A 26,569-nucleotide genomic window follows, 5' to 3' on the forward strand; every position below is an offset into this window, starting at 1 on the left:
CCATGACCAACACCACCAGCGAGACGTCCCCGCAGGACTCCCCGCCGCCGGCGGCGATCTCGGACTTCGGCATCGACACCACCTCCCGGTCCACCGACGAGGCGCTGCGCGACTACTGGGCCCGCCTGCGCGGCGGCGAGCTCGGCCCGCTGCCCGCCCTGCTCGGCCTGGTCGCGCTGCTGATCGTGTTCAGCTCGCTGTCCGACACGTTCCTCACGCTGGGCAACATCGCGAACCTGCTCGCCCAGGGCGCGAGCATCACGATCATCGCCATGGGCCTGGTGTTCGTGCTGCTGCTCGGCGAGATCGACCTGTCGGCCGGCACCGCCTCCGGCGTCACCGCCGCGGTGATGGCGTTGCACCTGGTCAAGGGCGGCAACCTGCTCGGCGGCATGGGCGAGGGGGTGTTCTACGCGTTCTGCGGCCTGCTGCTGGTCGCGATCGTGCTGGCCGGCGTGATGCGGATCTGGGCCGGCGCGGCGCTCTCCGCCGTCGCGCTGGTGATCTCGCTGGTCGGCGTGCCGCCGAACCCGTGGGTGGAGATGCTGCTCGCGGTCTGCGTCGGCACCGCGATCGGCTGCATCACCGGCTTCCTGGTCGCCACGGTCGGCATCCCGTCGTTCGTGGTGACGCTCGCGCTGTTCCTCGCGTGGGGCGGCGTCGTGCTCCAGTTCATCGGCCAGGGCGGCACGCTGGGGCTCAACGACGACACCCTGTTCCAGGTCGCCAACGGCAACCTCACCACAGCGGGCTCCTGGCTGCTCTTCGCGCTGGCAGCGGGCGGTTATGCTGCCGTCGTGCTCGGCAGGCATTTCTCCAGGCTGCGCAAGGGTCTGGTCGCTTCCCCCACCCCGATGGTGCTGACCAAGGTCGGTGTGGTCGTCGTGCTGGCCGCCGTCGGAACCTACCTGCTGACCCTCAACCGCTCGGTGTCCGACGTCGTGGTGATCAGCGGCGTGCCGTACGTGGTGCCGATCGTGCTCGTCCTGCTGGTGATCGGCACGTTCGTGCTGGAGCGCACCCGCTACGGCCGGCACGTCTACGCCGTGGGCGGCAACAAGGAGGCGGCCCGCCGGGCCGGCATCGACGTCGCCCGGATCCGGATGAGCGTGTTCGTGATCTGCTCGTCGGCCGCCGCGATCGGCGCGATCGTCTACTCGTCCAAGGTCGGCTCGGTCGACCCCAACGCCGGTGGCGGCAACACGCTGCTGCTGTCGGTCGGCGCGGCGGTCATCGGCGGCACGTCGCTGTTCGGCGGCAAGGGCCGGCTGCGCGACGCGGTGATCGGCGCGGCGGTGCTGTCCACCATCAGCAACGGCATGGGCCTGCTCAAGCAGCCCGCCGCCGTGGTCTTCATCGTCACCGGCCTGGTGCTGCTGCTGGCCGCGGGCGTCGACGCGCTGTCCCGTCGCCGGGCGGCGGTGGCACCGCGCTGACGTGACGACACCCATCGCCGGCGCCCGGCCGGACGAGGTCCGCAGGCACAACCGGACGGCCCTGCTGCGCCGGCTGCACGTGGACGGCCCGTCCACCCGGGCGTCGCTCGCGGCCGAGCTCGGCCTCAACCGCAGCACGATCAAAGCCCTGGTGGACGGCCTGGCCGAGACCGGCGTGGTGGCCGAGCGGGTGCCCGCGCAACGCTCCGGCGCGGGCCGCCCGTCGCTGCTGGTGCTGCCGCAGCCGCACGCCGCCGTGGTGATGGCCATCGACATCCGCGTGGAGCAGGTGGCGATGGCCTTCGTCGGCCTGGGCGGCGACATCCTGGGCCGCGACTCGTGGAACCTGCACCACCGGACCCGCGACCCCGGCGAGGTGATCACCCACATCGCCGACTCGGCGAAGCTGCTGGCCGACGAGCTGGACGTGACGGCGGTGGGCGTCGGCGTGTCGGTGCCGGGCGTGGTGCGCCGGTCCGACGGCCTGGTGCACGAGGCCCCGAACCTGCACTGGACCGACGTCGAGCTGGGCCGGCGGCTGTCGGCGGTGCTGAAGGTGCCCGTCCAGGTCGGCAACGACGCCGAGCTGGGCGCGCTGGCCGAGCACGTGCGCGGTGCCGCGCGCGGCTCGTCGGACATGGTCTACATCTCCGCGGACGTCGGGGTCGGCGGCGGCGTGATCTCCTCCGGGATGCCGTTGCGCGGCACCGGCGGGTACGTCGGCGAGCTGGGGCACATGGTCGTGCGCCCCGGCGGGCGGCGCTGCTACTGCGGCTGCCAGGGGTGCTGGGAGACCGAGGTGGGGGAGGCCGCGCTGTGCCGCGCGCTGGCCCTGCCCGAGGACGCGCCGCGCGGTGCCGTGGTGGCCGAGCTGCGGTCGCTGGCGGCCTCGCCGGAGGCCGTGGCGCACCGGCTGGGCGAGTTCACCGAGTGGCTGGCGATGGGCCTGGTGACCGTGGTCAACATGCTCGGGCCGGAGCAGGTGGTGCTCGGCGACCTGTTCACCGCGCTGCCCGAGCCGGTGGTCGAGCGGGTGCGCGACGTCGTGCAGAAGCGCAGCCTGGTCAGCCGCGCGGTGGGCGGGACCAGGATCGTCAGCTCGCCGCTGGGGCGCGACGCGAAGCTCATCGGAGCCGCCGAGCTGGCCTTCGAACCCGTGCTGGGCGAGGTCTGACCGACCCGCCGCCGGGTGGTGATCGCTTCGGGTGGCCGGCCGATCGCGCAGCGCAACCCCTTGGCACGTCCGGAAAAGCCCGCAGAGGACGTGATCTGGGACACCCTCGGACATGCAGGGGGGCGGAGACCTCACGGCCTCCGCCCCGGACGGCTAGGGTGCTACAGGCCTCGCGGCCTGCCTGTGTTCAGCCCTGCTGCAGTTCAGCAGCGAGTTCGCGCAGCTTGGTGCTGTGCTCGCGGGCGTGGTGCCCGCAGAACAGCAACTCGCCCCCGGAGGGGAGCAAAGCGCGTACCTGGGCAGCAGCCCCGCAGCGGTCGCAGCGGTCGGCAGCGGTCAACTCGGGGCGGGTGAGCGTGGTAGTCATGGAAATCTCCCTCCGTCCCGGCACCGGGGATTCGGTGCCCTCACACCTAGCTGCGACCACCCCGCATCTGGCTGGTGCGTCGTGTTCGCTGGCTCCACTCTTGCAGACGCACGGGCGTAAGTCAGTGTTCCCGAGCCCGTGGCGACCCGCGTCACTTCAGATTTACCCGACCACTCGGGTGCCCGAACCTGGAACTTCCACCGGTTCGCCTGTCTCAAGCTCACGTTCCGCTGTCATGCCAACGCTTTGAGACCTGCGGATACGATGCCGAGACGCCCTCCGCTGCTCCAAAAGGTGGGTCCCCGCTAGGCCGATCTGTGATCGGTAACACTTTGGTCAGCCCAGAGCGAACACGCCCCGGGATTCCACCATCCGGACGCATCACGTCCAGTTCACCGGCGCTTCAGCTCACACCGTCCTCACGCGACGGACGCGCCCGACCACCCGCCGCGACCACCACGACGACCCGACCCGACACCGCGTCGATTCGCACCCGCCCGCCGGACGACAACCACGCCCCCACGCCGGAACCACGCACCCGCCGGCACGCCAGGGACTCCGCCACCGCTCTCTCCGCCGTCGCCTTCGAGCGGGGCAAGCACGACGAGCGGATGGGCGGCGGGCGGTGGGGGTGAGCGGGCGGGTACTGGTGTGCACGCCGTCAGGGATGCTCGCCCGCGAACCCGCCACCGCGCCCGAACGCCCCCGCGACGCCGAACGCCGGCGACCCCGAGGGATCGCCGGCGTTCGAGAAGCGGGGGCTCAGTCCAGGTAGTCGCGCAACACCTGGGACCGCGACGGGTGCCGCAGCTTCGACATCGTCTTCGACTCGATCTGCCGGATGCGCTCGCGCGTCACGCCGTAGACCTGGCCGATCTCGTCCAACGTCCGGGGCTGGCCGTCGGTCAGGCCGAACCGCAGCCGGACCACGCCCGCCTCGCGCTCGGACAGCGTCGCCAGCACCGACTGCAACTGGTCCTGCAGGAGCGTGAACGACACCGCGTCCACAGCCACCACGGCCTCGGAGTCCTCGATGAAGTCACCGAGCTGGCTGTCGCCCTCGTCGCCGATCGTCTGGTCCAGCGAGATGGGCTCACGCGCGTACTGCTGGATCTCCAGCACCTTCTCGGGCGTGATGTCCATTTCCTTGGCCAGCTCCTCCGGCGTGGGCTCGCGGCCCAGGTCCTGGAGCAGCTCGCGCTGGATGCGGCCGAGCTTGTTGATGACCTCGACCATGTGCACCGGGATGCGGATGGTGCGGGCCTGGTCGGCCATGGCGCGGGTGATGGCCTGGCGGATCCACCACGTCGCGTACGTGGAGAACTTGTAGCCCTTGGTGTAGTCGAACTTCTCCACCGCGCGGATCAGACCCAGGTTGCCCTCCTGGATCAGGTCCAGGAACGCCATGCCGCGGCCGGTGTAGCGCTTGGCCAGCGACACGACCAGGCGGAGGTTCGCCTCCAGCAGGTGGTTCTTGGCGCGCTCGCCGTCGCGCACGATCCAGCGCAGGTCGCGGCGCAGCTGCGGGGTGAGCTTCTCGCTCTCCTCCTCGGCACGGCGCACCCGCTCGGCGGCGTAGAGGCCGGCCTCGATGCGCTTGGCGAGCTCGACCTCCTCCTCCGCGTTGAGCAGGGCGACCTTGCCGATCTGCTTGAGGTACGCGCGGACCGAGTCGGCGGAGGCGGTGAGCTCGGCGTCCTTGCGGGCCTGCCGCAGCGCCTCGGACTCCTCCTCGTCCCAGACGAAGTCGCCCTCGCCGGGCTTGGCGGTCTCCTCCTCGGCGGGCTCCTCCTCGACCGGCTCGTCGATCAGCTCGACCTCGTCGACCAGGTCCTCGTCACCGGGGGCGCCCTCGATCTCGTCGGGCTCCTCGCCGTCCTTCTTCGCCTTCGCCGGTGCCCCGGCGGTGGCGGCCTTGGCGGCCGGCTTGCGCGGCGCCCGCGTGGCCGTCTTGCCCGCCGCGGCGGTCTTCGCCACCGGCTTCTTGGCCGGGGCCTTCCTCGCCGAGGTGGCCTTGGGCGTCTCCTCGGCGTCAGCCTGAGCTGCCTGAGTAGTCTTCGCGGCTGCCACGTACGCCCTTTCGCGACTGTCGATCAAGGCAAACCGAAGGGCGCGAACCTCGGTCGCCTGAGTACGGGGGAGAGCCCGCCGGATCGTTCGTCAGCGGGGCACCGTTCCATTGTAACGACGTGGATCGCGTGCCGATGCGCATCACCCGCATCAGATGCGCTCCGGCACGCATTCCCGCAGCTAGAAGCCTCGCGAAAGTCGCGGCCCGAGTCAGTGCCCCCCCGCGCCGCGCCGCGTCGCTCAGGGCCGCGGACCGCGCGCCGCCGCGACGGCCGCGCCGACGATGCCCGCGTCGTTCTTCAGCGCCGCCGCGACCACCTCGGTGCGCACGTCGAGCAGCGGCAGCCACTTCTCCGCCTTCTTGCTGACCCCGCCGCCCGCGATGACCAGGTCCGGCCAGATCAGGTTCTCCAGCACGCCCAGGTACCGCGACACCCGCGGCGTCCACTCCGCCCAGGTCAGGCCCTTGTCCTCCTTCACCGAGGCCGCCGCGCGGGTCTCCGCGTCGTGGCCGTCCACCTCCAGGTGGCCGAACTCGGTGTTGGGCACCAGCCTGCCGTCCAGGAACAGCGCGCTGCCGATCCCGGTGCCGAAGGTCAGCAGGACCACCAGCCCGTCGCGGCCCTTGCCGGCGCCGAACCGCATTTCGGCGATCCCGGCGGCGTCGGCGTCGTTGAGCACCACGACGTCCTCGACCGGGCGGCCGAGCCGGTGGGCGAACAGCGCCGCGGCGTCCGTGCCGATCCACCCCTTGTCCACGTTCGCCGCGGTGCTCGCGACGCCGTGCTTGACCACGCAGGGCAGGGTGACGCCGAGCGGCCCCTCCCAGCCGAACTTCTCGACGATCTCGGCGACCACCTCGGCGACCGCGTCCGGCGTCGAAGGCTGTGGCGTGGGGATGCGCAGGCGCTCGCCGTCCAGCGCTCCCGCCTCCAGGTCCACCAGTCCGCCCTTGATGCCCGAGCCGCCGATGTCCACGCCGAACCCGCGGGTATTGCCCATCCCGGTGGCCTTCCTGCTCGATTCAGTAACCGTGGCCGAAGACACTAGCCTGCGAGTCTCCGATAGTCCCGGGTGAGTGACCGAGGAGGAACAGGTGCAGTTCGATCCACGCGCGCTGGTCGACGTCGCGGTGCAGGTGGGCCGCGAAGCGGGCGACCTCGTGCAGACCATGCGGTCCTCGGCCGTCTCGGAGGTCGACACCAAGAGCACCGTCACCGACGTGGTGACCGCCGCCGACCGCGCGTCCGAACAGCTGGTGCGCCGGCGGCTGGCGGAGCTGCGGCCCGGTGAGCCGGTGATCGGCGAGGAGGAGGGCGGCGACGCGGTCGACGGCCTGACCTGGGTGGTGGACCCGATCGACGGCACGGTCAACTACCTGTACGGCATCCCGCACTACGCCGTGTCGATCGCCGCGCAGGTCGACGGCGTCTCGGTGGCGGCGGCCGTGGTGGAGCCGGACAGCGGCCGGGTCTGGACGGCGGCGACCGGCGCGGGCGCGTGGCTGGACGGCCGCCGGCTCACCGTGTCCCGGGCGACCCGCCTGGACGTCTCGCTGCTCGGCTACGGGTTCGCCTACCGGGCCGACCGCCGCAAGCGCCAGGCGGAGACCTGGGCGGGTCTGGCGGATCTCCTGCGCGACATCCGCCGGGCGGGCGCGGCGTCGCTGGACCTGTGCGCGGTGGCGGCGGGCCGGCTGGACGCCTACGCCGAGCACGCCCTGGGCCGCTGGGACTGGGCGGCGGGCGGGCTGCTGGCCCGGGAGGCGGGCGCGGTCGTCCACCTGCCCGGTGCAGCCCCGGAACTCGGCGCGGACGCCACGTTCGCCGCCGCCCCCGGCATCGCCGACGCCCTCTTCGACGCGCTCGTCACGCACGGCTTCGGCAAGGTCTGAGCCACCGCCGCCGAGCCACCGCCGAGCCGCCAACGGCCCTCCGCCGCCCGAACATCACCCGAAACCACTAACCCGGACGGGTGATTCGGGTGGGCGGTCGGCACTTCCCGTCGACCGCGGGCGTCACACACCTCACACAAAGCGACGCCGGCGGACCCGGCGTCGCGCGGCGGAGGTCAGCAGTGCACGTCCCGCGCGGCCAGGAGGTTGTCGGCGTTGACCGACGGCGTGCTGGGCTCGGAGACCTGCCCGCCCTGCCGGTCGGGCTGCTGCTCGGCCCAGGTGGCGAGCTGGTCGAGCACCTTGCGCGCGTCGTGGTTCGGCTTGACCTCGCTGAACTTCTTGCCGACCGCGATGTCCACGGTGGCGTCCTGGCGCTCGTCGCGGACCAGCTCCAGGCACGGCTCGATCAGGCTCAGCGTCCGGGCCGCGCCCGCGCCGGGCGCGCCGAAGCGGAGCTGGCCGCGGCAGGTCATGTCCTGCGCCGGGTAGACCGGGTCGTTGCCCGGCTCGCCGGCCTGCTTGAAGCCGAGCTCGGTCAGCGTCGTGGCCACGAACTTCGCCTGGTTGCGCTGCGTGCTGGCGTTGAACACGCGGAACTGGACGCTGCCGGCGGGCACCGGCTCGGTGCGGTCCAGCGCGTCGTGCCCGAGCACCGAGCCCATCGCCGCCGGCGTACCGGCGGGCGCCGCGCCGCCCTCCGGCGGCGCCGCTGTCGAAGGGGCGCTGCCAGGGGTGTTGCACCTGATGGCGGCATCCACGTCGCCCGCGTCGGCCAGCACGCGGTTCCACACCACGACGGCCGTCACCGCGAGTACGACGAACAGCACCAGCGCCGGCACCGGCCGCCGCTTCCGGTACCGCGACGACCCGCCACTCCCCGAACCGGGTCCCACGTCCGCCGACCTCCCCTGGCGTAGTGCTGTTGTGATCAGGCTAGGCCGCGCCCCGCGATTCCGCGTCCCGGGGCCGGCTGTTGCGGGCCGCAATCACCCGGTAGCGGACGGTCAGTGCGGCACCGGCGCGGCGCTACTCGGTCGCTGACGGGCGGGTGGCCCTACCCAAAGCCTATCGGGCCTGCGTGGGAAGGTCCTGTCACCCGTCTGCTCAATTAGGGGGAACCCGGTGCACGCCACCCCGTGCGATGAGCTACCCTCTCGGCGCTCCGCGCGCTCCCGGACACCTGATGCGTCGACGTACAGGGGGTTGGCGCCCGGCCGCGCGGGCGAGACCTCCGTCACTGGGGACGGAGGGCACAAACAGGGGCGCTGGTGCGTTAACCAGCGACACGAACAGTCTCCGTTGACCGCAGGGGTGAAAGAAGATGGCGACCGACTACGACGCACCGCGTCGCAGCGAGGCAGACGAGCTCGCTGAGGACTCCCTCGAGGAGCTCAAGGCGCGGCGCAATGAAACACAGTCCGGGGTCGTCGACGTCGACGAGGACGCGTCTGCCGAGAACTTCGAGCTGCCGGGCGCCGACCTGTCCGGTGAGGAACTGACGTTCAAGGTCCTGCCCAAGCAGGCGGACGAGTTCACGTGCTCGAAGTGCTTCCTCGTGCACCACCGCAGCCGCCTCGCCGAAGAAGTCAACGGCCAGTACATCTGCCGCGACTGTGCCTGACCAGCGCGGACAGACCGACTGACCGATCGGCGACGACCCGTTCCTGGGCGCTCACCCCACCGCCGGGGTAGCGCCCGGACGTATTGGCCACCACGACCGCAGACCACCCCGCTCCAGTGCGGGGTGTGACGCAACGAACACCTTCCGTCGGCTGTGCCCTCGGGCGTGATGCTCACGCAGCGTCCTCGGGCCGCCGCCGGACCCCTCGACCCCCGCTGCCGAGCCGGGTCCGGGGCACCACCTCCGAACACCACTTCCGGGTTCACCCGTTCAGGTTCACCCCTTCAGGTCCGACTCGGTCCGGTCCACGTCCTTCCGGCCGACGTCTCCCAGATCGTCGCCCTTCAGGTCCTCGTCCTTCAGACGCTCGTCTTTCAGTCCCTTGTCCTTCAGGGCAGCCGCCAACTTCTCCGGCGAGCGCACGCTGAACAGCCAGTACGGCGTCGGGTCGGCCGGGTCCTCCAGGGTGATCTTCACCATCGGCCCGATCCAGCCGCGGTGCGCGACGAACGCCGCCGGGTCCAGGTACGGCCCCATCGCCTTGCGCTTGGTCTTGGCGTCGAACACCTCGACCTCGCCCAGCAGGCCGAGCGGGATGTGCGCCTGGCCGACCTTGAGCTCGCCGCCGGACACCTCGACCTTGAGCGACCCCATCCGCCACACCAGCAGCCCGGCCAGCGGCACGGTCACCACGTACGGCAGCCACGACCGGACGCCCGGGAAGCCCATGTGGATCTCCGCGGCCAGCAGCACCGCGGCGGCCAGCGGCAGCAGCCAACCCCACCAGGGGACGAACAGCCGCTCGCGGAACGTGGTCGGGGCGGTCACAGCACTCTCGCTCACGCCACCAGGGTAGTCTCGCGCGCCGTGCCCAGCGTCGAGGTCCTGCTGTCCCGGCTCGATCCGTCCGTCCCGCTCCCGTCCTACGCCAGAGCGGGTGACGCGGGCGCGGACCTGGTGACGACCACCGACGTGGTGATCGGGCCGGGCGAGCGCGAGGTGGTGGGCACCGGCATCGCGATCGCGCTGCCCGAGGGGTACGCGGCGTTCGTGCACCCGCGCAGCGGCCTGGCCGCCAGGGTGGGGCTCAGCGTGGTGAACACCCCGGGCACGATCGACGCCGGCTATCGGGGCGAGATCAAGGTATGTCTGGTCAACCACGACCTGCGCGCGCCGATCGTGCTCACCCGCGGCGACCGGATCGCCCAGCTCGTGGTGCAGAAGGTCGAGCACGCGGTGTTCCGCGAGGTCGACGACCTGCCCGACTCGGACCGGGGCGCGGGCGGCTACGGCTCTACAGGCGGGCACGAGGTGCTCGCCCGGACGGAGGGGTAAAGGCGATGTTCGGAAAGCGCCGCAAGCGCGGTAGGCACTCCGCGAACCGGGGGACGGCGCAACCCGAGGCCGAGTTCCCGGAGGACGGCCCGCAGGAGGGGCCGTTCGACGACGGGGAGGCCCCCGACGACGGCCTGACCCGCCTCGACCTCGGCTCGATCCGGCTGCCGGTGCCCGACGGCGCCCAGCTGCAGGTCGAGATGGACCCGGCGGGCGAGGTGCGCGCGGTGCACCTGCTCACCCCGGTGGGCCAGCTGACCGTCAGCGCGTTCGCCGCGCCGAAGTCGGACAAGCTCTGGCCCGAGGTCGGCGCCGAGCTGATCGCGCAGCTCAAGGGCGACGGCTTCCGGATCAACCGGGAGAACGGCGTCTGGGGCGAGGAGATCTCGGCCCGCAACGACGAGGTGCACCTGCGCTTCGTCGGCGTGGACGGCCACCGCTGGATGCTGCGGGGCGTCGCCGCCGCGCCGTCCGAGGAGCAGTCGGAGCGCGCCGTCGAGGCGCTCTACGACCTGGTCCGGGACACCGTGGTGGTGCGCGGCGACCGGCCGATGCCGGTTCGCACCCCGCTGCCGATCGAGCTGCCGGAGGCGATCGCCCGGCACATCGCCGCCCAGCAGCAACAGCAGGGCTAGGCGGGACTCGGGTGCGGCGCGGCCGGAGGTTCCCGGTCCGCGCCGGACCCGCGAGGCGTCCCGACCTCACCCGCCCGGGGTACATCGGCAGCGTGGTCCCCGTTCTCACCCGATCGGGTCTGGCGGTGACCGGCGGCCGGAGGCGGCGGCGAGGTAGGCGTCGAGCGCGGCCCGGCCCAGCGCCGACCGGTCCGTGCCGAGCGCGTCGAGCGACGTCGTCTTCAGCGCCGCCCGGGGCAGGGCGTCCAGCCAGGTCTCGGCCACCGCGAGCGGGTGCACGGGGTCGTCGGCGCACGCGGCGATCCCGACCGGCACGGCCAGCCCGCGCAGCTCGTCGAGCGTCGGCGCGGCCGACCCGGCGGCCTCGCGCAGCACGTCCGCCAGGCGGTCGCCGTACCGGGGCCACGCGCGGCGCAGTTCCGCGCCCACCCAGCCGTCGACGCCCGCCACCGCGGCGGCCAATCCTTCACTGTCAACCAGGGCCGCGCTCGCCGCCGCCGCCAGCGCCGCCGGGGCGTCCCCGGCGGGCCCCACCCACGCGGGCAGCGCCACCAGCACCCCGGCACACCGTCGCGGGTGCCGCGCGGCCCACCGTGCCGCGATGTGCGCGCCCAGCGACACACCGCCCACGACCAGCGGTTCTCCCCGCCACGCGGCGTCCAGCGCGGCGAAGTGCTCGGCCACCGAACGCGACCGGGGCGCGACCAGCCCGAACCCCGAGGACGCCAGCGGAGCGGCGAACGCGGACCGGACGAACACCTCGTCGGACGCCGTCCCCGGCAGCACGACGAAAGTGGGTGCGACGTCGGTCGAAGTCATGGTTTGACATCCTCCCCCAGCCGGATACCCGATCGGGTGTACCCGGTTACGCTGGCCCGTGGACGGGCTTCGCTGTCGAGGCCCCCGGATGCACCCAGGAGTCGGGGATGACCACAACTGGGGGCGGCTACTGGCGCCGCCTCGTGCGTCGGCTGACCACCGACGTCAGCGAGCTGGACGCCGACGACCTCTCGCGAAAAGCCGAGGAGGTCGGAGCCGTCCGCGCGTGTGACTGCAAGTCCGGCGAGGAGGTGACGGTGCTCGGCAGGCTGCGCAGCGTGGAGTTGTGCCCCCGGGACGCCGCCGCGACCCTGGAGGCCGAGCTGTACGACGGCACCGAGGGCGTCACCCTGGTCTGGCTGGGCCGCAGGCGCATCGCGGGCATCGAACCGGGCAGGACGATCAAGGCGCGCGGCCGCATCGCCGTGCGGGACGGGCGCAAAGTGCTCTACAACCCCTACTACGAGCTGCAGAACGCTTCATGACGACGACTCCGACCGAGAAGCAGCCGACCCTGCTGGAGCAGATGGGCGGCGTCAGCGGCCTGCTGTACTCCTCGCTGCCCGTGGTGGTCTTCGTCCTGGTGAACGCGTTCGCCGGGCTGATGCCCGCGATCTGGGCGTCCCTGGCGTCGGCCGTGGTGATCGGCATCGTCCTGGCCATGCGCAAGGGCTCGGTGCAACCGGCCGTCTCGGCGGTCTTCGGCGTGGGCATCGCGGCCTTCATCGCCTACCGGACCGGGGACGCCAAGGGCTTCTTCCTGTTCGGCATCTGGCAGAGCCTCGTCTACGGCGGCGTGTTCCTCGGGTCGATCCTGATCCGCTGGCCGCTCGCGGGCGTCATCTGGAGCTTCCTCAACGGCCAGGGCACGGCGTGGCGCAAGGACCGCGCGTCGGTCCGCGACTACGACATCGCGACCCTGGTGTGGGCGCTGGTGTTCGGCTCCCGGTTCGTGGTGCAGCGCTGGCTCTACGACGAGGCGTCGGTGGGCTGGCTGGCCGCCGCGAAGCTGGCCATGGGCTACCCGCTGATGGCGATCGCGCTGATCGCCACGGTGTGGGCGGTCCGCCGGTCGGACCGCCGCCTCAAGGCCGCGCAGGCCCGTGAGGACGAGGAGAACCGCGAGGCCGAGGAGCGCCTGCGGGCGCAGCGGCCGAGCACCGCCGACGAGCACTAGCGGCTCCGGCCGGGCCACCAGGGCTTCGGCAGGCCAATAAGGCTTGGGCAGGCCACTAGGGCTTGGGCAGCACGACCCGCAGCGCGGCCTCGAACCGGTCGGCGGTGGGCACGACGTCGGTGAGCAGGGCCTGGAGCAGCAGGCCGTCCACGGCCGCCACGGCCACGTCCACCCGGGCGGGGTCGTCGGTGTGCCGGCGGACGAACCCGGCCACCGCGTCCAGCCACCGCCCGGTGGGGCCGCGCAGCGCCTCGTCGCGGGCCGCCAGCAGGTACAGCTCGTACTCGGCGAGCAGCCGGCCCGGGTCGCGGACCACCCGGGCCATCAGCTCGGCCAGCGCCCGCACCCCGTCCGCCCCGGCGGCCGAGGCGTCGGCCAGCCGCCGCATCCGCTCGGCGTCCTCGTCCATGCACGCGGTCAGCGCGGCGGTCAGCAGGTCGGCGATGCCGGCGAAGTAGTACGCGGCGGCGGTGGCGGGCTGGCCCGCTTCCCGGGACACGGTCCGGTGGCTGACGCCCGCGACCCCGTCCCGGGCGACCACCCGCAGCGTGGCCTCGATGAGTTCCTTCTTGCGGCGCTCGCCCTTGAGCCTGCGCCCGTCGACCGGCTGCTCCAGCGCCCCGCTCCCGTCACGCGTCACCGGCCCGCGACGATACCCGGGCCAGGACCGGCCGCCCGACGGCGGCGATCACCACCGCGACCGCCCCGGCCCCGATGGCCACCGCGAACCCGCCGCCGGCCCCGAACGCGTCCACAACCCGCCCGGACAGCGCCGCGCCGACCGCGACCCCGCCGCTGAGACCGGTGACGGCCCACGTCATGCCCTCGGTCAGCCGCGCGGGCGGGACGATCCGCTCCACCAGCCCCAGCACCACGATCATCGTCGGGGCGAAGAACACCCCGGCCGCGAACACCGCCACCGACAGCCCGAGCACGTCGGAGACGACCAGGAACGGCACCGTGGTCAACGCCGTGCCGGCCGTGCCGAGCACCAGCAGGCGGGGCAGCGGCCACCGCGTCCGGACCGCCCCGAACACCAGCCCGGCCACCGCCGACCCGACCGCGTAGGCGGACAGCACGATCCCGGCCGCCGCGGGCTGGCCCTGGGCGTGGGCGAACGCCACGCTCACCACGTCGACCGTCCCCACGATGACCCCGCCGGCGAGCAGGACGAGCGCCGACAGCGCCACCCCGGGATCCCGGATCGCCGACCGCCCGCGCCTGTCGCCGTCGACCCGCACCGGCGGTTCGGTCCCGCGCAGGGCCGCGAACCACAGCACGCCGACGGCGAGCAGCACGACCGCGACCAGCGGGCCGGCCTCCGGGAACGCGGTGGTCGACAGGGCCACGGCCAGCGCGGGTCCCACGACGAAAGTCAGTTCGTCCACCACGGACTCGAACGACAACGCGGTGTGCAGCGCCGGTGTCCCCCGGTACAGGTGGGCCCAGCGGGCCCGGACCATCGCCGCCATGTTCGGCGCGCACCCGGCCGGCACCGCGCACGCGAACAACGCCCACGCCGGCGCGCCGTGGTGCGCGCCCAGGATCAGCGCACCCTGCGCGCCCACCCCGATCCCGGCGGCGGGCAGCAGGACCCGCCGCTGCCCGTGCCGGTCGACCAGCCGCGAGACCTGTGGTCCCAGCACGGCCATCGCCAGCGTGAGGCTCGCCGCGACCCCTCCGGCCAACGCGTACTCGCCGCGCTGCCGGGACAGCATGGTGATCACCCCGATGCCCGTCATGGCCAACGGCAACCGCGCGAAGAACCCCGCCGCCGTGAAGGCGACCGCGCCCCGTGCCGCGAACAACCCCAGGTACGCCACCGAACCCCCCGACGAGAAAATTGAACACTCGTTAGAGTTTCTAGCCGCCGCAGGCTCCCGACCGCACGCCGAAGAGAGCCACCCCACAGGCCACACGGCGGAACGGGACGCCGATCCTTCGAGGACGGCGGGCCGCTACCCCGAACGGGTGCGAAGGTCCGTGCGTCGGAGAGGAGTGCCGAGCGGGGTCGAATACCTACTCTGATCCGGTCGGCTGGTCCGCTCCACGAACCGGGGGTTCGTCATGTCGGTGTTCTTGTCCCGAGCCCTGGCCGGGGTCGTAGGTGTGGTGGCGGTCGCCGGTCTGACCGTGGTCGCCGCACCGGCGGCGACGGCGGCGACCTGTTCGCCGAAGGCCACCGTGAGCCAGTCCGGGAGCACGATCACCGGCCGTGGCCACACGATCTGCCGAGGAGTGCCCGGCGGGGAACCGGTGACCATCAGCGACGACGAGGTCGCGATCCAGCGAGTCGACCCGAACACCGGTGTTTGGTACACGCTCGCCAACGGCGTGGGCGTCACGACCTACGCGTGCCTGGGCACCGCCACCAACACGTTCCGCGCCGTCACGCCGTTCCGGACGTCGGTGACCATCACGGCGTCGTGCGGCTGACCTTCACCGAATCGCGGAAGGCGGCGAAGCTCGCGACCGGAAAGGCGAGAACCGCGCCGGAAGCGTTCTTGGAGTCCCGCACGCCGGACGTCTGTCGGGTGAGCAGAACCTCAACGCACGCGTTGACCTGGTTGCTCAGACTGCTCTTCCGCCATTTGGCCTGGGTCATTTCATCCCCTCGGACAGGCTTCTGATGAGTGCGAGCGAGTCCGCTGAATCGAGTGCCTGCTCAGTCGTCTCCGCCAATGCCACAGTGTACTCGCGCACATGGTGGCGCTGGTCGATGAAAGTGTTGTAGGTCAACGTCTCCTGGTACACGACCGCCGGTAGCGTGGGTGAGGCGAACGACATCACGTAGAAGGCCCCGCCGAGCGCCGGGTATGCGCCTGCCTCGAACGGCAGCACCCGCACGTCGACGTTGTCCCTGGTCCCGATGGCGGCGGCGAGGTGGTCGAGTTGCGCGCGCATCACCTCCGGGCCGCCGATCCGCTGGCGCAGCGCGGCCTCGCTCAGCAGGGCGAAGAGCGACAGCGGCTCGGCACCGTCCAATCGGGCGGCCCGGACCATGCGGGCTTCCAATCGTGGTTCGACTTCGGTCAGCCGGACGTAGGGCGATCCGCTGCGGAAGAGCGCGTGAGCGTAGTCGCGCGTTTGCAGAATGCCTGGGATGAAACAGCTCTCGAAGGCGTGGATGGCACTCGCACCATGCTCCAGTCCGAGGTGACGCAGGAAGTCGTCGTTGAACAGTCCGGCGTACTGGTGGTACCAGTCGCGGTGCTCGGCGCCGATCCGCAGGCGGTCGAACTCGGCGGCTTCGGGCTCGCTCATCTCGAACAGCTCGACCAGGCCGGCGAGGTTGCGCTGGGTGATCTTGCGCTTGCCGTTCTCGATCGCGGAGAGATTCGGCTGGGCGGTGCCGATGGCCTTCGCCGCAGCGCTCACCGTAAGGCCGAGCTGCTCGCGCCGTTCGCGGAGCCGGAGCCCGAGTTCCCACGCGTCGATCACTGCTGAAGTGGGCATGGCCCCAGTCTTCCGCTCTGAATCTCCGTACAGCAATCACTCGATCGTGCGACTGGTGCCCGCTATATATCTGGCTAGTCTGAATCTATGTTCATCGGAATGGGATCGGCCAGGGTGTCCGCCAGCATCGACGTGCACGGTGACACCGCCGTGAAGTGCACCGTCGCGCCAGACGGGCAGGTCGAGATCGGCCTGGGGGAGGACTCCTACCTGTTCCTCACCCCGGCCGGCGCGACGAAGCTGGTCGGCGTGCTCGCCGACGCAGGGCTGGCCGGCACCCCTGCCGACCACCGCCCCGCCGACCGGCACCCCGCCGGCTAGTAGCCCAGCGCGGACCTGATCTCCTGCTCCACGTCCGCCGCCGCGACGAACAGCAGCTCGTCGCCGCCCTCCAGCGTGTCGTCCGGCGTGGGCACGATGACCCGCCCGCCGCGCAGGATCGTCACCAGCGCCGCGTCGCGCGGCAGCCGCAGCGTGTTCACCGCGACCCCGCCCAACGGGGTGTCCGCCGGCAGGGTGATTTCGACCAGGTTCGCCTGGCCCTGCCGCAACGTCATCAGTCGCACCACGTCGCCGACCGTCACGGCCTCCTCCACCAGCGCCGACAAGATCCGCGGCGTCGACACCGCGACGTCCACGCCCCACGACTCGGTGAACAGCCACTCGTTGGTCGGGTTGTTCACCCGCGCCACGACCCGCTTGACCGCGAACTCGGTCTTGGCCAGCAGCGACACCACGAGGTTGACCTTGTCGTCCCCGGTCGCCGCGATGACCACGTCGCACAGCTGCATCCCGGCGTCTTCCAGCGAGGACAGCTCGCACGCGTCGGCCTGCACCCACTCGGCCTGCTCCACGGTGTGCGGCTCGAAGTGCGCCCGGTCCCGCTCGATCAGCATGACCTGGTGCCCGTCGGCCACCAGCTCCGCCGCGATCGACCGGCCCACCGCGCCGGCCCCGGCAATGGCGATCCGCACGTCAGCCCTCCTCGGGCGCCTGAGCCGCCGCGGCGGCCACGTCGGTCACTGTCCCGGACAACGCCGCCACGTACACCACGTCGTCTGCCTGCAACAACGTCTTCGCGTCCGGCAGCACGCCGGTGCCGAAGCGCATCACGAACGCCACCCGGCAGCCGGTGGCGTCCTCGAAGTCGCGCACCGAGTGCCCGACCCAGTCCTCGTGCAGGTCCAGCGGCAGCACGGCCACCGAGCCGGACGGGTCGCGCCACGCCGTGGACGCGCCCTCGGGCAGCAGCATCCGCAGGAACCGGTCGGTCGACCACGGCACGGTCGCCACGGTCGGGATGCCCAGCCGCTCGTAGACCGCCGCCCGCTTCTCGTCGTAGATGCGGGCCACCACGGCCTCGACCCCGTACGTCTCGCGCGCCACCCGCGCCGAGATGATGTTGGAGTTGTCGCCGCTGGACACCGCCGCGAACGCGCCCGCGCGCTCGATGCCGGCCTCGATCAGCACCTTCTGGTCGAACCCGTTCCCGACCACGTGCTGGCCGTGGAAGTCCGCGCCCAGCCTCCGGAAGGACTGGGCGTCCTTGTCGATCACCGCGACCTGGTGGTCCAGGCGTTCCAGGGCCTTGGCCAGGGACGAGCCCACCCGGCCGCACCCCATGATCACCACGTGCACGAATGCCTCCTGAACGACGCCTGGTGAGAACCTACCGAGGATTACTCCGACCAGGGGACCTGACCCCTTACGCTTTCGACCCGTGTCCAAGCTCGCAACAGCGGCCAAGCGCCTCCTGGTCGGCAGGCCCTTCCGGAGCGATCGACTAGCGCACACCCTGCTCCCCAAGAGAATCGCCTTGCCGGTGTTCGCGTCGGACGCCATGTCGTCCGTCGCCTACGCCCCCGAGGAGATCTTCCTGGTCCTGTCGGTGGCCGGGCTGAGCGCCTACGCGATGGCACCGTGGGTGGGGGTCGTGGTCGTCGTCGTCATGCTGACGGTCGTCGCGAGCTACCGCCAGAACGTGCACGCCTACCCGTCCGGCGGTGGCGACTACGAGGTCGCGACGGTGAACCTCGGGCCGCGGGCGGGGCTGACCGTGGCCAGCGCCCTGCTGGTCGACTACATCCTCACGGTGGCCGTGTCGATCTCGTCGGCGGCGGCGAACATCGGCTCCGCGATCCCGTTCGTGGCCACCCACAAGGTCGAGTTCGCGGTGGTCGCGATCGTCCTGCTCACCGCCGTCAACCTGCGCGGACTGCGCGAGTCGGGCTCCGCGTTCGCCATCCCGACCTACGCGTTCATGATCGGCGTCCTGCTGATGATCGGCTACGGGCTCTTCCGCGGCCTGTTCCTCGGCGACGACCTGCGCGCGGAGAGCGCCGGGCTGGAGCTGCGGGCCGAGGACGACCACCTCATGGGGCTGGCGTTCGTGTTCCTCGTCCTGCGCGCGTTCTCCTCCGGCTGCGCCGCGCTGACCGGCGTGGAGGCCATCTCCAACGGCGTGCCCGCGTTCCGCAAGCCGAAGGCCCGCAACGCCGCCACCACGCTGCTCGCCATGGGCCTGATCGCGGTCACCATGCTGATGGGCCTGATCGTGCTGGCCCAGATGACCGGCGTGAAGATGGCCGAGGACCCGGCCCACCAGCTCGTCAACGCCCCGGACGGCTACGAGCAGAAGACCATGGTCGCGCAGATCGCGGCGGCGGTGTTCGACGGCTTCCCGGTCGGGTTCTTCTTCATCACCGTGGTCACCGCGCTGATCCTGGTGCTGGCCGCGAACACCGCGTTCAACGGCTTCCCGGTGCTCGGCTCGATCCTCGCCCAGGACCGCTACCTGCCCCGCCAGCTGCACACCCGCGGCGACCGGCTGGCGTTCAGCAACGGCATCGTCTTCCTGGCCGGCGCCGCGGTGATCCTGGTCATCGCGTTCGACGCCGAGGTGACCAAGCTCATCCAGCTCTACATCGTGGGCGTGTTCGTGTCGTTCACGATGAGCCAGACCGGCATGGTCCTGCACTGGAACCGGCTGCTGGCGACCGAGACCGACGCCACCGCCCGCAACCGGATGCGCCGCTCCCAGGCGATCAACGCGTTCGGCCTGGTCATGACCGGTTCGGTGCTGATCGTCGTGCTGATCACCAAGTTCACCAAGGGCGCCTGGATCGCCATCGCCGCGATGGCCGCCATCTACGCCCTGATGACCGCGATCCGCCGGCACTACGACCGGGTCGCCGAGGAGCTGCGCCAGCAGGAGCGCCAGCGCCTGCTGCCCGCCCGCAACCACGCCATGGTGCTGGTCTCCAAGCTGCACATGCCGACCCTGCGCGCCCTCGCCTACGCCAAGGCCACCCGGCCGGACGTGCTGGAGGCCGTCACGGTCAACGTCGACGACGCCGACACCCGGCGGCTGGTGCAGGATTGGGAGAAGGAGGACTTCAAGGTGCCGCTGAAGGTGATCGAGTCCCCCTACCGGGAGATCACCAAACCGGTGCTCGACTACGTCAGGCGGGTCCGCACGGACAACCCGCGCGACGTGGTCACGGTGTTCATCCCCGAATACGTGGTCGGTCACTGGTGGGAGCAGGTGCTCCACAACCAGAGCGCGCTGCGGCTCAAGGGCAGACTGCTGTTCCAGCCCGGCGTGATGGTGACCAGCGTGCCGTGGCAGCTCACCTCGGCCACCAAGGTGACGCACAAGGAAGTGGTCGCGCCCGGAGCGATCCGGCGCGGCCTCGACAAGCGCGGCGGCGCCACCCGCGAGGGTTCCGCCCGGGACGGCTCCGCGCGGCCCGGACCGGCCAAACCCGGCCCCGAGCAGCGCGGCGCGGACGAGAAGGACGGCAAGTGACGGCCACCTGGAAGCAGCGGCTGATCGAGGTCGAGGTCGGCGCGGTAGCGCACGGCGGGCACTGCGTGGCCCGGCACGAGGGCCGCGTGGTCTTCGTCCGGCACGCGCTGCCCGGCGAGCGCGTCCGGGTCCGGATCACCGAGGACACCGGCGGCTCGTTCTGCCGGGGCGACGCCGTCGAGGTGCTCCAGGCCTCACCCGACCGGGTGGAACCGCCGTGCCCGTTCTCCGGGCCCGGCCGCTGCGGCGGCTGTGACTGGCAGCACGTCTCGTGGCAGGGCCAGCGCGAGCTGAAGGCCGCCGTGGTCAGCGAGCAGCTGCACCGGCTGGCCAAGCTCGACTGGGAGGTGATCGTCGAGGACCTGCCCGGCGGCCCCGAGGACTGGCGCACCCGGATGCGGCTCGCCGTCGGCCCGGACGGCCGCGCCGGGTTCCGCGCCCACCGCAGCCACACCGTCATCCCCGTCGACCACTGCGTCATCGCCGCGCCCGGCGCTCTCGACGACGTGGTCGACCGCACGTGGCCGCCCAAGGCCGAACTCGTCGTCACCCGCGACGCCGGCGGCCAGGTCCACCTCACCGAGATCGGCCCGCCGGTCGTGCGCCGGGGCCGCCCGGTGCCCGGCCCGGCCCGCCGCCGCCAGGGCAGCGGCACCGCCACCGAACTGGCCGCCCACCGGACCTGGAACCTGCGCGCCGACGGCTTCTGGCAGGTCCACCCGGCCGCCGCCGACACGCTCGCCGGCGTGGTCCGCGACTGGGCCGACTGCCAACCCGGCGAACGCGCCTGGGACCTCTACGGCGGGGTCGGCCTGTTCGCCTCCGTGCTGGCCGAGCAGGTCGGCGACCAGGGCGCGGTGGCCGTGGTCGAGTCGTCGGTCCGGGCGGTCGAGGACGGCCGGCTCACCCTGTCCGACCTGCCCCAGGTCTCCTGGCACCCGGGCCGCACCGAGGACGTGCTGGACACCCCGGAGTTCACCGACCTGCCGCCCGACGTCGTCGTGCTCGACCCGCCCCGCAAGGGCGCCGGCCGGACCGTCGTCACCGCCATCGCCCGCAGCCGTCCCGCACGTGTGGTCTACGTCGCGTGCGACCCCGCCGCCCTGGCCCGCGACATCGCCGCGTTCGCCCAGCACGGGTACGAATTGGCCCAGCTCAGGGCATTCGACGCGTTCCCGATGACGCACCACGTCGAATGCGTGGCGCTGCTGCGGCCCGTTCGCTGAGCGGCGTCTCAGCCAGTGGTCCGTAGACTGACCGGACGATCGGGGAAGCCAACCACAGGGCGAGGTGGAGCGGTGACGCTGCTGGAATCCGTGCACGGACCGGCGGAGCTGAAACGGCTGGAGCACGACGAGCTGGTGCGGCTCGCGGAGGAGATCCGGCGGTTCCTGGTCGACAAGGTCTCCCGGACCGGCGGCCACCTCGGGCCCAACCTGGGCGTCGTCGAGCTCACCATGGCCGTGCACCGGGTCTTCGACTCGCCGCGCGACCCGGTGGTCTTCGACACCGGCCACCAGAGCTACGTGCACAAGATCCTCACCGGCCGGCGGGCCGACTTCGACACCCTGCGCCAGCGCGGCGGCCTGTCCGGCTACCCGTCGCGCTCGGAGAGCGAGCACGACGTCGAGGAGAACAGCCACGCCTCCACCGCGCTGTCCTACGCCGACGGCCTGGCCAAGGCGTTCCAGCTCACCGGCAAGCGCGGCCACGTCGTCGCGGTCGTCGGCGACGGCGCGCTGACCGGCGGCATGTGCTGGGAGGCGCTGAACAACATCGCCGCCGGCCGCGACCGGTCCGTGGTGATCGTGGTCAACGACAACGGCCGGTCCTACTCGCCGACCATCGGCGGCCTGGCCGACCACCTGGCGTCGCTGCGCCTGCAACCCGCCTACGAGCGCGCGCTCGAACGCGGCAAGAACGCCCTGCAGAGCGCGCCGTTCGTCGGCAAGCCGGTGTACGCGGCGCTGCACGCGGCCAAGCGCGGCATCAAGGACGCGCTCAGCCCGCAGGCCATGTTCGAAGACCTCGGCATGAAGTACATCGGCCCGGTCGACGGCCACGACCTGCCCGTGCTGGAGTCCGCGCTGCGCCGCGCCAAGTCCTTCGGCGGGCCGGTCATCGTGCACACCGTCACCCGCAAGGGCAACGGCTACGCGCCGGCCGAGAACCACGAGGCCGACCAGATGCACGCCACCGGCGTCATCGACCCCATCACCGGCGAGGCGCTCACCCCCGCCAAGCGCACGTGGACCCACGTGTTCGCCGACGAGCTGGCGGTGCTCGGCACCGAGCGCCCGGACATCGTCGCCATCACCGCCGCCATGCGCGGACCGACGGGCCTGGACAAGTTCGCCGGCCTGCACCCCGACCGGTGCTTCGACGTCGGCATCGCCGAGCAGCACGCGATGACGTCGGCGGCGGGCCTGGCCATGGGCGGCCTGCACCCCGTGGTCGCGATCTACGCGACGTTCCTCAACCGCGCGTTCGACCAGCTGCTGATGGACGTCGCCATGCACAAGCAGGGCGTCACCGTCGTGCTCGACCGCTCCGGCATCACCGGCCCGGACGGCGCGTCCCACCACGGCATGTGGGACCTGTCCATCTGCGGCCTGGTCCCCGGCATCCACGTGGCCGCCCCGCGCGACGCGGCGACGTTGCGCGAGGAGCTGCGCGAGGCCGTCGCCATCGCCGACGCGCCCTCGGTCGTGCGCTACCCGAAGGCGTCGGTCGGCGACGACCTGCCGGCGCTGGAACGCCTCGGCACGGTCGACGTGCTGGCCCGCTCCGGCGAGACCGACGTCCTGCTGGTCGCGGTCGGCGCGTTCGGCGGGCTCGGCGTGTCCGCCGGGCAGCGGCTGGCCGACCAGGGCATCGGCGTGACGGTGGTCGACCCGCGCTGGGTGTTCCCGGTGCCCGCCGACCTGGTCGGGCTGGCGCGCGAGCACCGCCTGGTGGTGACCGTCGAGGACGGCGGCAGGCACGGCGGCTTCGGCTGGGCGCTGGCCGCCGCGCTGCGCGACGCGGGCGTCCCGACCCCGCTGCGCGACCTGGGCATCCCGCAGGACTTCCACGAGCACGGCGAGCGGGCCGAGGTGCTCTCCGACCTGGGCCTGACCGCGCAGGACGTGGCCCGGCGGATCACCGAGTGGGTGGTGGCGGGCGAGCCCGCCGAAATCGACGCCCGGGTCGAGAAGTAACCGGCTACCCTTCCTCCCGCACCGGCGAGCGGCCCGGACGGCGATGCCCGTCCCGGGTCCCGCGATCCCAGCCGGACCAGCGAAACGCGCGGTGGACGCGATGGGTTCACACCCCATTCGCCGCGACCCCGGTCGACCACCGGGCGGCGGGCCCTGCGGGCTTCAACGCCCCCGCCCGCCGCTCCACGTCCGGGGTCGCGGTCGCGCGCGGGCCGAGGAGGGGACGTTGAAGCACACGCTGATGCCGTGGGAACGCGCGGTGCACTTCCGACGCGGCGAGCTGATCGGCGAACTGGGCCCCGGCGAACACACCCTGGGCCGCCGCGACCAGCTGCACCGGGTGGACACCCGTCCCCGGTCGCAGACCCCGGCGTGGCAGGACGTCCCGACGTCGGACGGTGTCCTGATCAGGGTGACCCTGGCGGTGACGTGGGCGGTGGCGGACGCGACGGCGTTCGTCGTGGCGGCGCAGGACCCGACAGCGGAACTGCACCTGGCACTCCAACTGGCACTCCGCGCGGCCATCCTGACCCGCCCGCACGACCAGGTCGACCCGGCCCGGGGCGAGGTGTCCGTCGAGATCCAGGACATCATCCGCCCGCGCGTGGCGGAACTGGGGATAGAACTGCGCCAGGCAGCCGTCCGCGACGTGGTGATGCCGGCCGAACTGCGCAAAGCCGCGCTGGCGGAACTGGTGGCCCGCAGCGAATCCCGAGCCTGCCTGGAACGAGCCCGAGGCGAAACCGCAGCCCTCCGCTCCCTGCTCAACGCCGCGCGCCTGGCCGAAGAACACCCGGCCCTACTACAACTACGTTCCCTACAAGCAGCCCAAACCGTAGTAGTACACACCCCTCACTAACCCCTATCCCCCCTCCACCCCACGCCCAACCCCCACGCACCACACCCACTCGTCCCACAACCGGGTGATCAAAACATGAATGGGTACGGAAACACTGTTCCCGATACTCGGTGAAGAATGAGGTCACCCCGAACCACTCCGGTACACCACCCACCAGCCACGCCACCCCACACGACCAACAACCCCCACCCACCCCAGCCCCCCACGCCCGCCGCCAACGCCCAACCTCCCAGCAGCCCACCCCCCACGCCGCCCACCCGCGCCGCCCGCGAATGCCCACGCCGCGCGCCCACGCGCCCCGCCCCCGCGCCCGCCTCCGCCCGCGCGCCCGCGGATTTGATCGCGCCGCCGCGCCCCGCGCCCCACGACGGACCGCGCCGCTGCGCATCGTGCCGCCGCGCCACGTGACACATCCCGCCGCCGCCGCGAGGCGTGGTGCCGGGTCACATGGCGGATCGCGCCGCCCCGAGCCGCGCTGCTGCCCGATGGCCGGAACTGGCAGACGCGGTCGGCTGTCGGAGCCACCTGACCCCGCCCACCGGCACCCGAGCGCCGGCGTCGTTGACCGGCACCCGAGCGGTGGCGCGGCCGGGCGTTGGCTGGCGGGGCGCCGGCTGGCCGGGCGTTGGCTGGCCGGGCGCTGGTGTGGCCGGGCGTGGTGGCGCAGCCCGGTGCCTGGGCGTCGTGCAGACAGGTGTGGCGCAGACGGGCGTGGCGCAGACGGGCGTGGCGCCTGTGCGCCCTGCCGGTGGGCGCTGTCCGGGTGTGGTGTCTGGGAGTGGTGCTGCGGGAGGTCGGCGGGTGTGGGGGCTGGGGACGGCGTGGCTCGTCCGCTAAGCCGGTTCTCAGGGATGTGTGGCACCTTTGTGTGGTGCGGATCCTGGTAGTCGAGGACGAGGTGCCACTGGCCGACGCGATCGCGCGCGGGCTGCGGCGCGAGGGTATGGCTGTGGACGTCGCCTACGACGGCGAGACGGGCCACGAGAAATCCACCGTGACCCGGTATGACGTGGTCGTGCTGGACCGTGACCTGCCCGGCATGTCCGGGGACGAGCTGTGCAAGGAGATCCTCAGCTCCGGTGCCCTCACCAGGGTCATGATGCTCACCGCGAGCGCCGGCTTGGACGATCGCGTCGCCGGGCTGTCGCTCGGCGCGGACGACTACCTGGCCAAGCCCTTCGCGTTTCCCGAGCTGGTCGCCCGGGTTCGCGCGCTGGCGCGCCGCGCCACGCCGGCCACCCCGCCGCTGCTCACCGCGCGGGACGTCGAACTCGACCCGGCTCGTCGGACCGTGCGCCGCGCCGGGCGGCCGATCGAGCTCACCCGCAAGGAGTTCGGCGTGCTGGAGGTGCTGCTCGCCGCCAAGGGGTCGGTCGTCAGCAGCGAGGAGCTGCTCGAACGGGTCTGGGACGAGAACGCCGACCCGTTCACCACCACCGTCCGGGTCACCGTGATGACCCTGCGCAAGAAGCTCGGCGAGCCGGGGATCATCGACACCGTGGTCGGCTCCGGCTACCGGGTGCCGACGGCCGGCGTCGCCCTGGACGGCGCGCCCCAGGACGGCACGCCCTGAACACAGGGCTGCGCAGGCGGGGACCGGGGCTCCGGGTCCGCCTGACGCTGCTCGCCACCGGGCTGGTGGCGTTCGTCAGCGGCCTGCTGCTCCTGCTCGGCTGGATGCTCGTCGGTCGCGTCGTCGCGTCCACCCCACGCTTCCCGGACGGGCTCACGGTTCGCGTGGACGGGGTCGACGTGGACGCGGGCGTGCTCGCGGACGCCCTCGGCCAACAAGCGCGTGACGACGTGGTCCGGACCGGCTCCATCGCCTTTCTGTGCGTGGTCGCCGCCGCGGCGCTGCTCGCGTGGACCATCACCGGGCGCGTGCTGCGGCCCGTGCACGACGTGACGGACGCGGCGCGCAAGCTGTCCGCCGAGTCCCTGGGGGAGCGGCTTCGGCTGGCCGGGCCGCGGGACGAGGTCGCCGAACTCGCGGACACGTTCGACGAGATGCTCGACCGCCTCCAGGCGGCGTTCGACTCGCAGCGCCGGTTCGTCGCCAACGCCTCGCACGAGCTGCGCACCCCGTTGTCGGTGATCCGCACCGAGCTGGAGGTGACGCTCACCGATCCCGACGCCGATGAGGCCGAGCTGCGGCGGATGGCGTCCGTGGTGCGGGCCGCGACCGAACGCGCCGAGCAGTTGGTCAGCGCACTCCTGCTGCTGGCGCGTACGGACGGGCTGGGGTTGGCGGTGCGGGAGCCCGTGGACCTGAACGCGGTGGTCGAGTCCGCTTGGAAGGCCGTGAGGGCGGAAGCGGAACAGCGTCAGGTGCGGGCGTCGTTCGTGACCGCGCCCGCGCCGGCCGTGGGGGATCCGGCGTTGTTGGAACGCATCGCGGGGAACCTGCTGGAGAACGCCGTGCGCCACAACGTCCCCGGTGGGTGGATCGAGGTCCGGACCGAGGGCGGGCCGGACTGGACGTCCCTGCGGGTGTCGTCGTCGGGCCAGCTCATCGCGCCGGACCGGGTGGACGAGCTGTTCGAGCCGTTCCGGCGGGGTGGCGCGGACCGGACCGCGCGCACTGGCACGGGGTTGGGGCTGTCCATCGTGCGGGCCGCCGTCGCAGCTCACGAGGGGCGCGTGCACGCCTCGGCGATCCCCGGTGGGGGTCTGTCGGTGGCTGTTCTGCTGCCGTCCGCACCGCACTGAAGATTC

The 26,569-nt window shown here is 72.3% G+C and carries 28 protein-coding genes; 16 read left to right on the top strand and 12 right to left on the bottom strand.

The window, feature by feature from the left end; genetic code table 11:
* Positions 1-2: 2 nt before the first annotated feature.
* Positions 3-1,436 (top strand): sugar ABC transporter permease, encoded by a 1,434-nt coding sequence (locus tag BN6_RS08780; RefSeq protein WP_015099225.1) that lies wholly within the window; start codon positions 3-5, stop codon positions 1,434-1,436.
* Position 1,437: 1 nt separating this feature from the next.
* Positions 1,438-2,610, top strand: a complete 1,173-nt coding sequence (locus BN6_RS08785) for an ROK family transcriptional regulator (RefSeq protein WP_015099226.1) — start codon at positions 1,438-1,440, stop codon at positions 2,608-2,610.
* Positions 2,611-2,797: 187 nt separating this feature from the next.
* On the opposite strand, the gene BN6_RS08790 is transcribed toward BN6_RS08785, so the two are convergent.
* The 3 genes from BN6_RS08790 to ppgK form a co-directional block, all read right to left on the bottom strand.
* A complete protein-coding gene (locus tag BN6_RS08790; RefSeq protein WP_041316358.1) occupies positions 2,798-2,977 on the bottom strand; it encodes a DUF7455 domain-containing protein in 180 nt (59 codons plus the stop codon).
* 762 nt (positions 2,978-3,739) lie between these two features.
* On the bottom strand, positions 3,740-5,047 hold the full coding sequence (locus BN6_RS08795) for an RNA polymerase sigma factor (RefSeq protein ID WP_015099227.1): 1,308 nt from the start codon (positions 5,045-5,047) through the stop codon (positions 3,740-3,742).
* Positions 5,048-5,287: 240 nt separating this feature from the next.
* Positions 5,288-6,049 (bottom strand): polyphosphate--glucose phosphotransferase, encoded by a 762-nt coding sequence (gene ppgK, locus BN6_RS08800; protein WP_015099228.1) that lies wholly within the window; start codon positions 6,047-6,049, stop codon positions 5,288-5,290.
* A gap of 94 nt (positions 6,050-6,143) precedes the next feature.
* Between ppgK and BN6_RS08805 the strand changes: the two genes are divergently transcribed.
* On the top strand, positions 6,144-6,941 hold the full coding sequence (locus tag BN6_RS08805; RefSeq protein ID WP_015099229.1) for an inositol monophosphatase family protein: 798 nt from the start codon (positions 6,144-6,146) through the stop codon (positions 6,939-6,941).
* A gap of 176 nt (positions 6,942-7,117) precedes the next feature.
* Here BN6_RS08805 and cei read toward each other — a convergent pair whose 3' ends face one another.
* On the bottom strand, positions 7,118-7,837 hold the full coding sequence (gene cei, locus BN6_RS08810) for an envelope integrity protein Cei (protein ID WP_015099230.1): 720 nt from the start codon (positions 7,835-7,837) through the stop codon (positions 7,118-7,120).
* A 428-nt stretch (positions 7,838-8,265) separates the two neighbouring features.
* Between cei and BN6_RS08815 the strand changes: the two genes are divergently transcribed.
* Positions 8,266-8,565 (top strand): DUF4193 domain-containing protein, encoded by a 300-nt coding sequence (locus tag BN6_RS08815; protein WP_015099231.1) that lies wholly within the window; start codon positions 8,266-8,268, stop codon positions 8,563-8,565.
* 276 nt (positions 8,566-8,841) lie between these two features.
* Here BN6_RS08815 and BN6_RS08820 read toward each other — a convergent pair whose 3' ends face one another.
* Positions 8,842-9,408 (bottom strand): DUF3093 domain-containing protein, encoded by a 567-nt coding sequence (locus BN6_RS08820; protein WP_331712634.1) that lies wholly within the window; start codon positions 9,406-9,408, stop codon positions 8,842-8,844.
* 24 nt (positions 9,409-9,432) lie between these two features.
* On the opposite strand from BN6_RS08820, the gene dut reads away from it, so the two are divergent.
* Together dut and BN6_RS08830 are read left to right on the top strand one after the other, a co-directional pair.
* Positions 9,433-9,900 carry a dUTP diphosphatase gene (gene dut / locus BN6_RS08825; RefSeq protein WP_015099233.1) on the top strand — a complete coding sequence of 156 codons (468 nt, stop codon included), beginning with the start codon at positions 9,433-9,435 and terminating at the stop codon, positions 9,898-9,900.
* Positions 9,901-9,905: 5 nt separating this feature from the next.
* Positions 9,906-10,535 (top strand): DUF3710 domain-containing protein, encoded by a 630-nt coding sequence (locus BN6_RS08830; RefSeq protein WP_015099234.1) that lies wholly within the window; start codon positions 9,906-9,908, stop codon positions 10,533-10,535.
* A gap of 105 nt (positions 10,536-10,640) precedes the next feature.
* Here BN6_RS08830 and BN6_RS08835 read toward each other — a convergent pair whose 3' ends face one another.
* Positions 10,641-11,354, bottom strand: coding sequence for an alpha/beta fold hydrolase (locus BN6_RS08835; RefSeq protein WP_015099235.1), 714 nt, complete (start codon positions 11,352-11,354; stop codon positions 10,641-10,643).
* A gap of 107 nt (positions 11,355-11,461) precedes the next feature.
* Between BN6_RS08835 and BN6_RS08840 the strand changes: the two genes are divergently transcribed.
* Together BN6_RS08840 and BN6_RS08845 are read left to right on the top strand one after the other, a co-directional pair.
* Positions 11,462-11,839: an OB-fold nucleic acid binding domain-containing protein gene (locus BN6_RS08840; RefSeq protein ID WP_015099236.1), complete on the top strand. Its 378-nt coding sequence runs from the start codon at positions 11,462-11,464 to the stop codon at positions 11,837-11,839.
* On the top strand, positions 11,836-12,531 hold the full coding sequence (locus BN6_RS08845; RefSeq protein WP_015099237.1) for a DUF3159 domain-containing protein: 696 nt from the start codon (positions 11,836-11,838) through the stop codon (positions 12,529-12,531). The genes BN6_RS08840 and BN6_RS08845 overlap by 4 nt, the downstream gene beginning before the upstream one ends.
* A 55-nt stretch (positions 12,532-12,586) precedes the next feature.
* On the opposite strand, the gene BN6_RS08850 is transcribed toward BN6_RS08845, so the two are convergent.
* A complete protein-coding gene (locus BN6_RS08850; RefSeq protein WP_015099238.1) occupies positions 12,587-13,171 on the bottom strand; it encodes a TetR/AcrR family transcriptional regulator in 585 nt (194 codons plus the stop codon).
* Positions 13,161-14,354: an MFS transporter gene (locus BN6_RS08855; RefSeq protein ID WP_015099239.1), complete on the bottom strand. Its 1,194-nt coding sequence runs from the start codon at positions 14,352-14,354 to the stop codon at positions 13,161-13,163. Before BN6_RS08855 ends, BN6_RS08850 begins: the two co-directional genes overlap by 11 nt.
* A 244-nt stretch (positions 14,355-14,598) precedes the next feature.
* Here BN6_RS08855 and BN6_RS08860 point away from each other — a divergent pair, with 244 nt between their 5' ends.
* Positions 14,599-14,967 (top strand): hypothetical protein, encoded by a 369-nt coding sequence (locus BN6_RS08860; RefSeq protein ID WP_015099240.1) that lies wholly within the window; start codon positions 14,599-14,601, stop codon positions 14,965-14,967.
* Here BN6_RS08860 and BN6_RS08865 read toward each other — a convergent pair.
* Complete coding sequence (locus BN6_RS08865) at positions 14,948-15,136, bottom strand: DUF397 domain-containing protein (RefSeq protein ID WP_015099241.1); 189 nt, start codon at positions 15,134-15,136, stop codon at positions 14,948-14,950. The genes BN6_RS08860 and BN6_RS08865 overlap by 20 nt on opposite strands.
* The gene (locus BN6_RS08870) at positions 15,133-15,972 is read right to left on the bottom strand and encodes a helix-turn-helix domain-containing protein (RefSeq protein WP_231905149.1); all 840 of its coding nucleotides are present in this window, start codon (positions 15,970-15,972) and stop codon (positions 15,133-15,135) included. The genes BN6_RS08865 and BN6_RS08870 overlap by 4 nt, the downstream gene beginning before the upstream one ends.
* Before the next feature lie 129 nt (positions 15,973-16,101).
* Here BN6_RS08870 and BN6_RS08875 point away from each other — a divergent pair, with 129 nt between their 5' ends.
* Complete coding sequence (locus BN6_RS08875; protein WP_015099243.1) at positions 16,102-16,308, top strand: hypothetical protein; 207 nt, start codon at positions 16,102-16,104, stop codon at positions 16,306-16,308.
* Here BN6_RS08875 and BN6_RS08880 read toward each other — a convergent pair.
* Positions 16,305-16,961, bottom strand: a complete 657-nt coding sequence (locus tag BN6_RS08880) for a potassium channel family protein (RefSeq protein WP_015099244.1) — start codon at positions 16,959-16,961, stop codon at positions 16,305-16,307. The genes BN6_RS08875 and BN6_RS08880 overlap by 4 nt on opposite strands.
* A gap of 1 nt (position 16,962) precedes the next feature.
* Positions 16,963-17,781: a potassium channel family protein gene (locus tag BN6_RS08885; protein ID WP_408005290.1), complete on the bottom strand. Its 819-nt coding sequence runs from the start codon at positions 17,779-17,781 to the stop codon at positions 16,963-16,965.
* Between BN6_RS08885 and BN6_RS08890 the strand changes: the two genes are divergently transcribed.
* From BN6_RS08890 to BN6_RS08915, 6 genes are all read left to right on the top strand, one after another.
* Positions 17,708-19,795 (top strand): APC family permease, encoded by a 2,088-nt coding sequence (locus BN6_RS08890; protein WP_015099246.1) that lies wholly within the window; start codon positions 17,708-17,710, stop codon positions 19,793-19,795. The genes BN6_RS08885 and BN6_RS08890 overlap by 74 nt on opposite strands.
* Positions 19,792-21,021 (top strand): class I SAM-dependent RNA methyltransferase, encoded by a 1,230-nt coding sequence (locus BN6_RS08895; protein ID WP_015099247.1) that lies wholly within the window; start codon positions 19,792-19,794, stop codon positions 21,019-21,021. The genes BN6_RS08890 and BN6_RS08895 overlap by 4 nt, the downstream gene beginning before the upstream one ends.
* A gap of 72 nt (positions 21,022-21,093) precedes the next feature.
* Positions 21,094-22,995 carry a 1-deoxy-D-xylulose-5-phosphate synthase gene (gene dxs, locus BN6_RS08900; RefSeq protein ID WP_015099248.1) on the top strand — a complete coding sequence of 634 codons (1,902 nt, stop codon included), beginning with the start codon at positions 21,094-21,096 and terminating at the stop codon, positions 22,993-22,995.
* Positions 22,996-23,221: 226 nt separating this feature from the next.
* Complete coding sequence (locus BN6_RS08905; protein ID WP_148302779.1) at positions 23,222-23,854, top strand: SPFH domain-containing protein; 633 nt, start codon at positions 23,222-23,224, stop codon at positions 23,852-23,854.
* 871 nt (positions 23,855-24,725) lie between these two features.
* Positions 24,726-25,427 carry a response regulator transcription factor gene (locus BN6_RS08910; protein WP_041316364.1) on the top strand — a complete coding sequence of 234 codons (702 nt, stop codon included), beginning with the start codon at positions 24,726-24,728 and terminating at the stop codon, positions 25,425-25,427.
* Positions 25,428-25,435: 8 nt separating this feature from the next.
* Complete coding sequence (locus BN6_RS08915; RefSeq protein WP_015099251.1) at positions 25,436-26,563, top strand: sensor histidine kinase; 1,128 nt, start codon at positions 25,436-25,438, stop codon at positions 26,561-26,563.
* The last annotated feature ends 6 nt before the right edge of the window (positions 26,564-26,569 follow it).

Source organism: Saccharothrix espanaensis DSM 44229, from assembly GCF_000328705.1.
GTDB lineage: Bacteria > Actinomycetota > Actinomycetes > Mycobacteriales > Pseudonocardiaceae > Actinosynnema > Actinosynnema espanaense.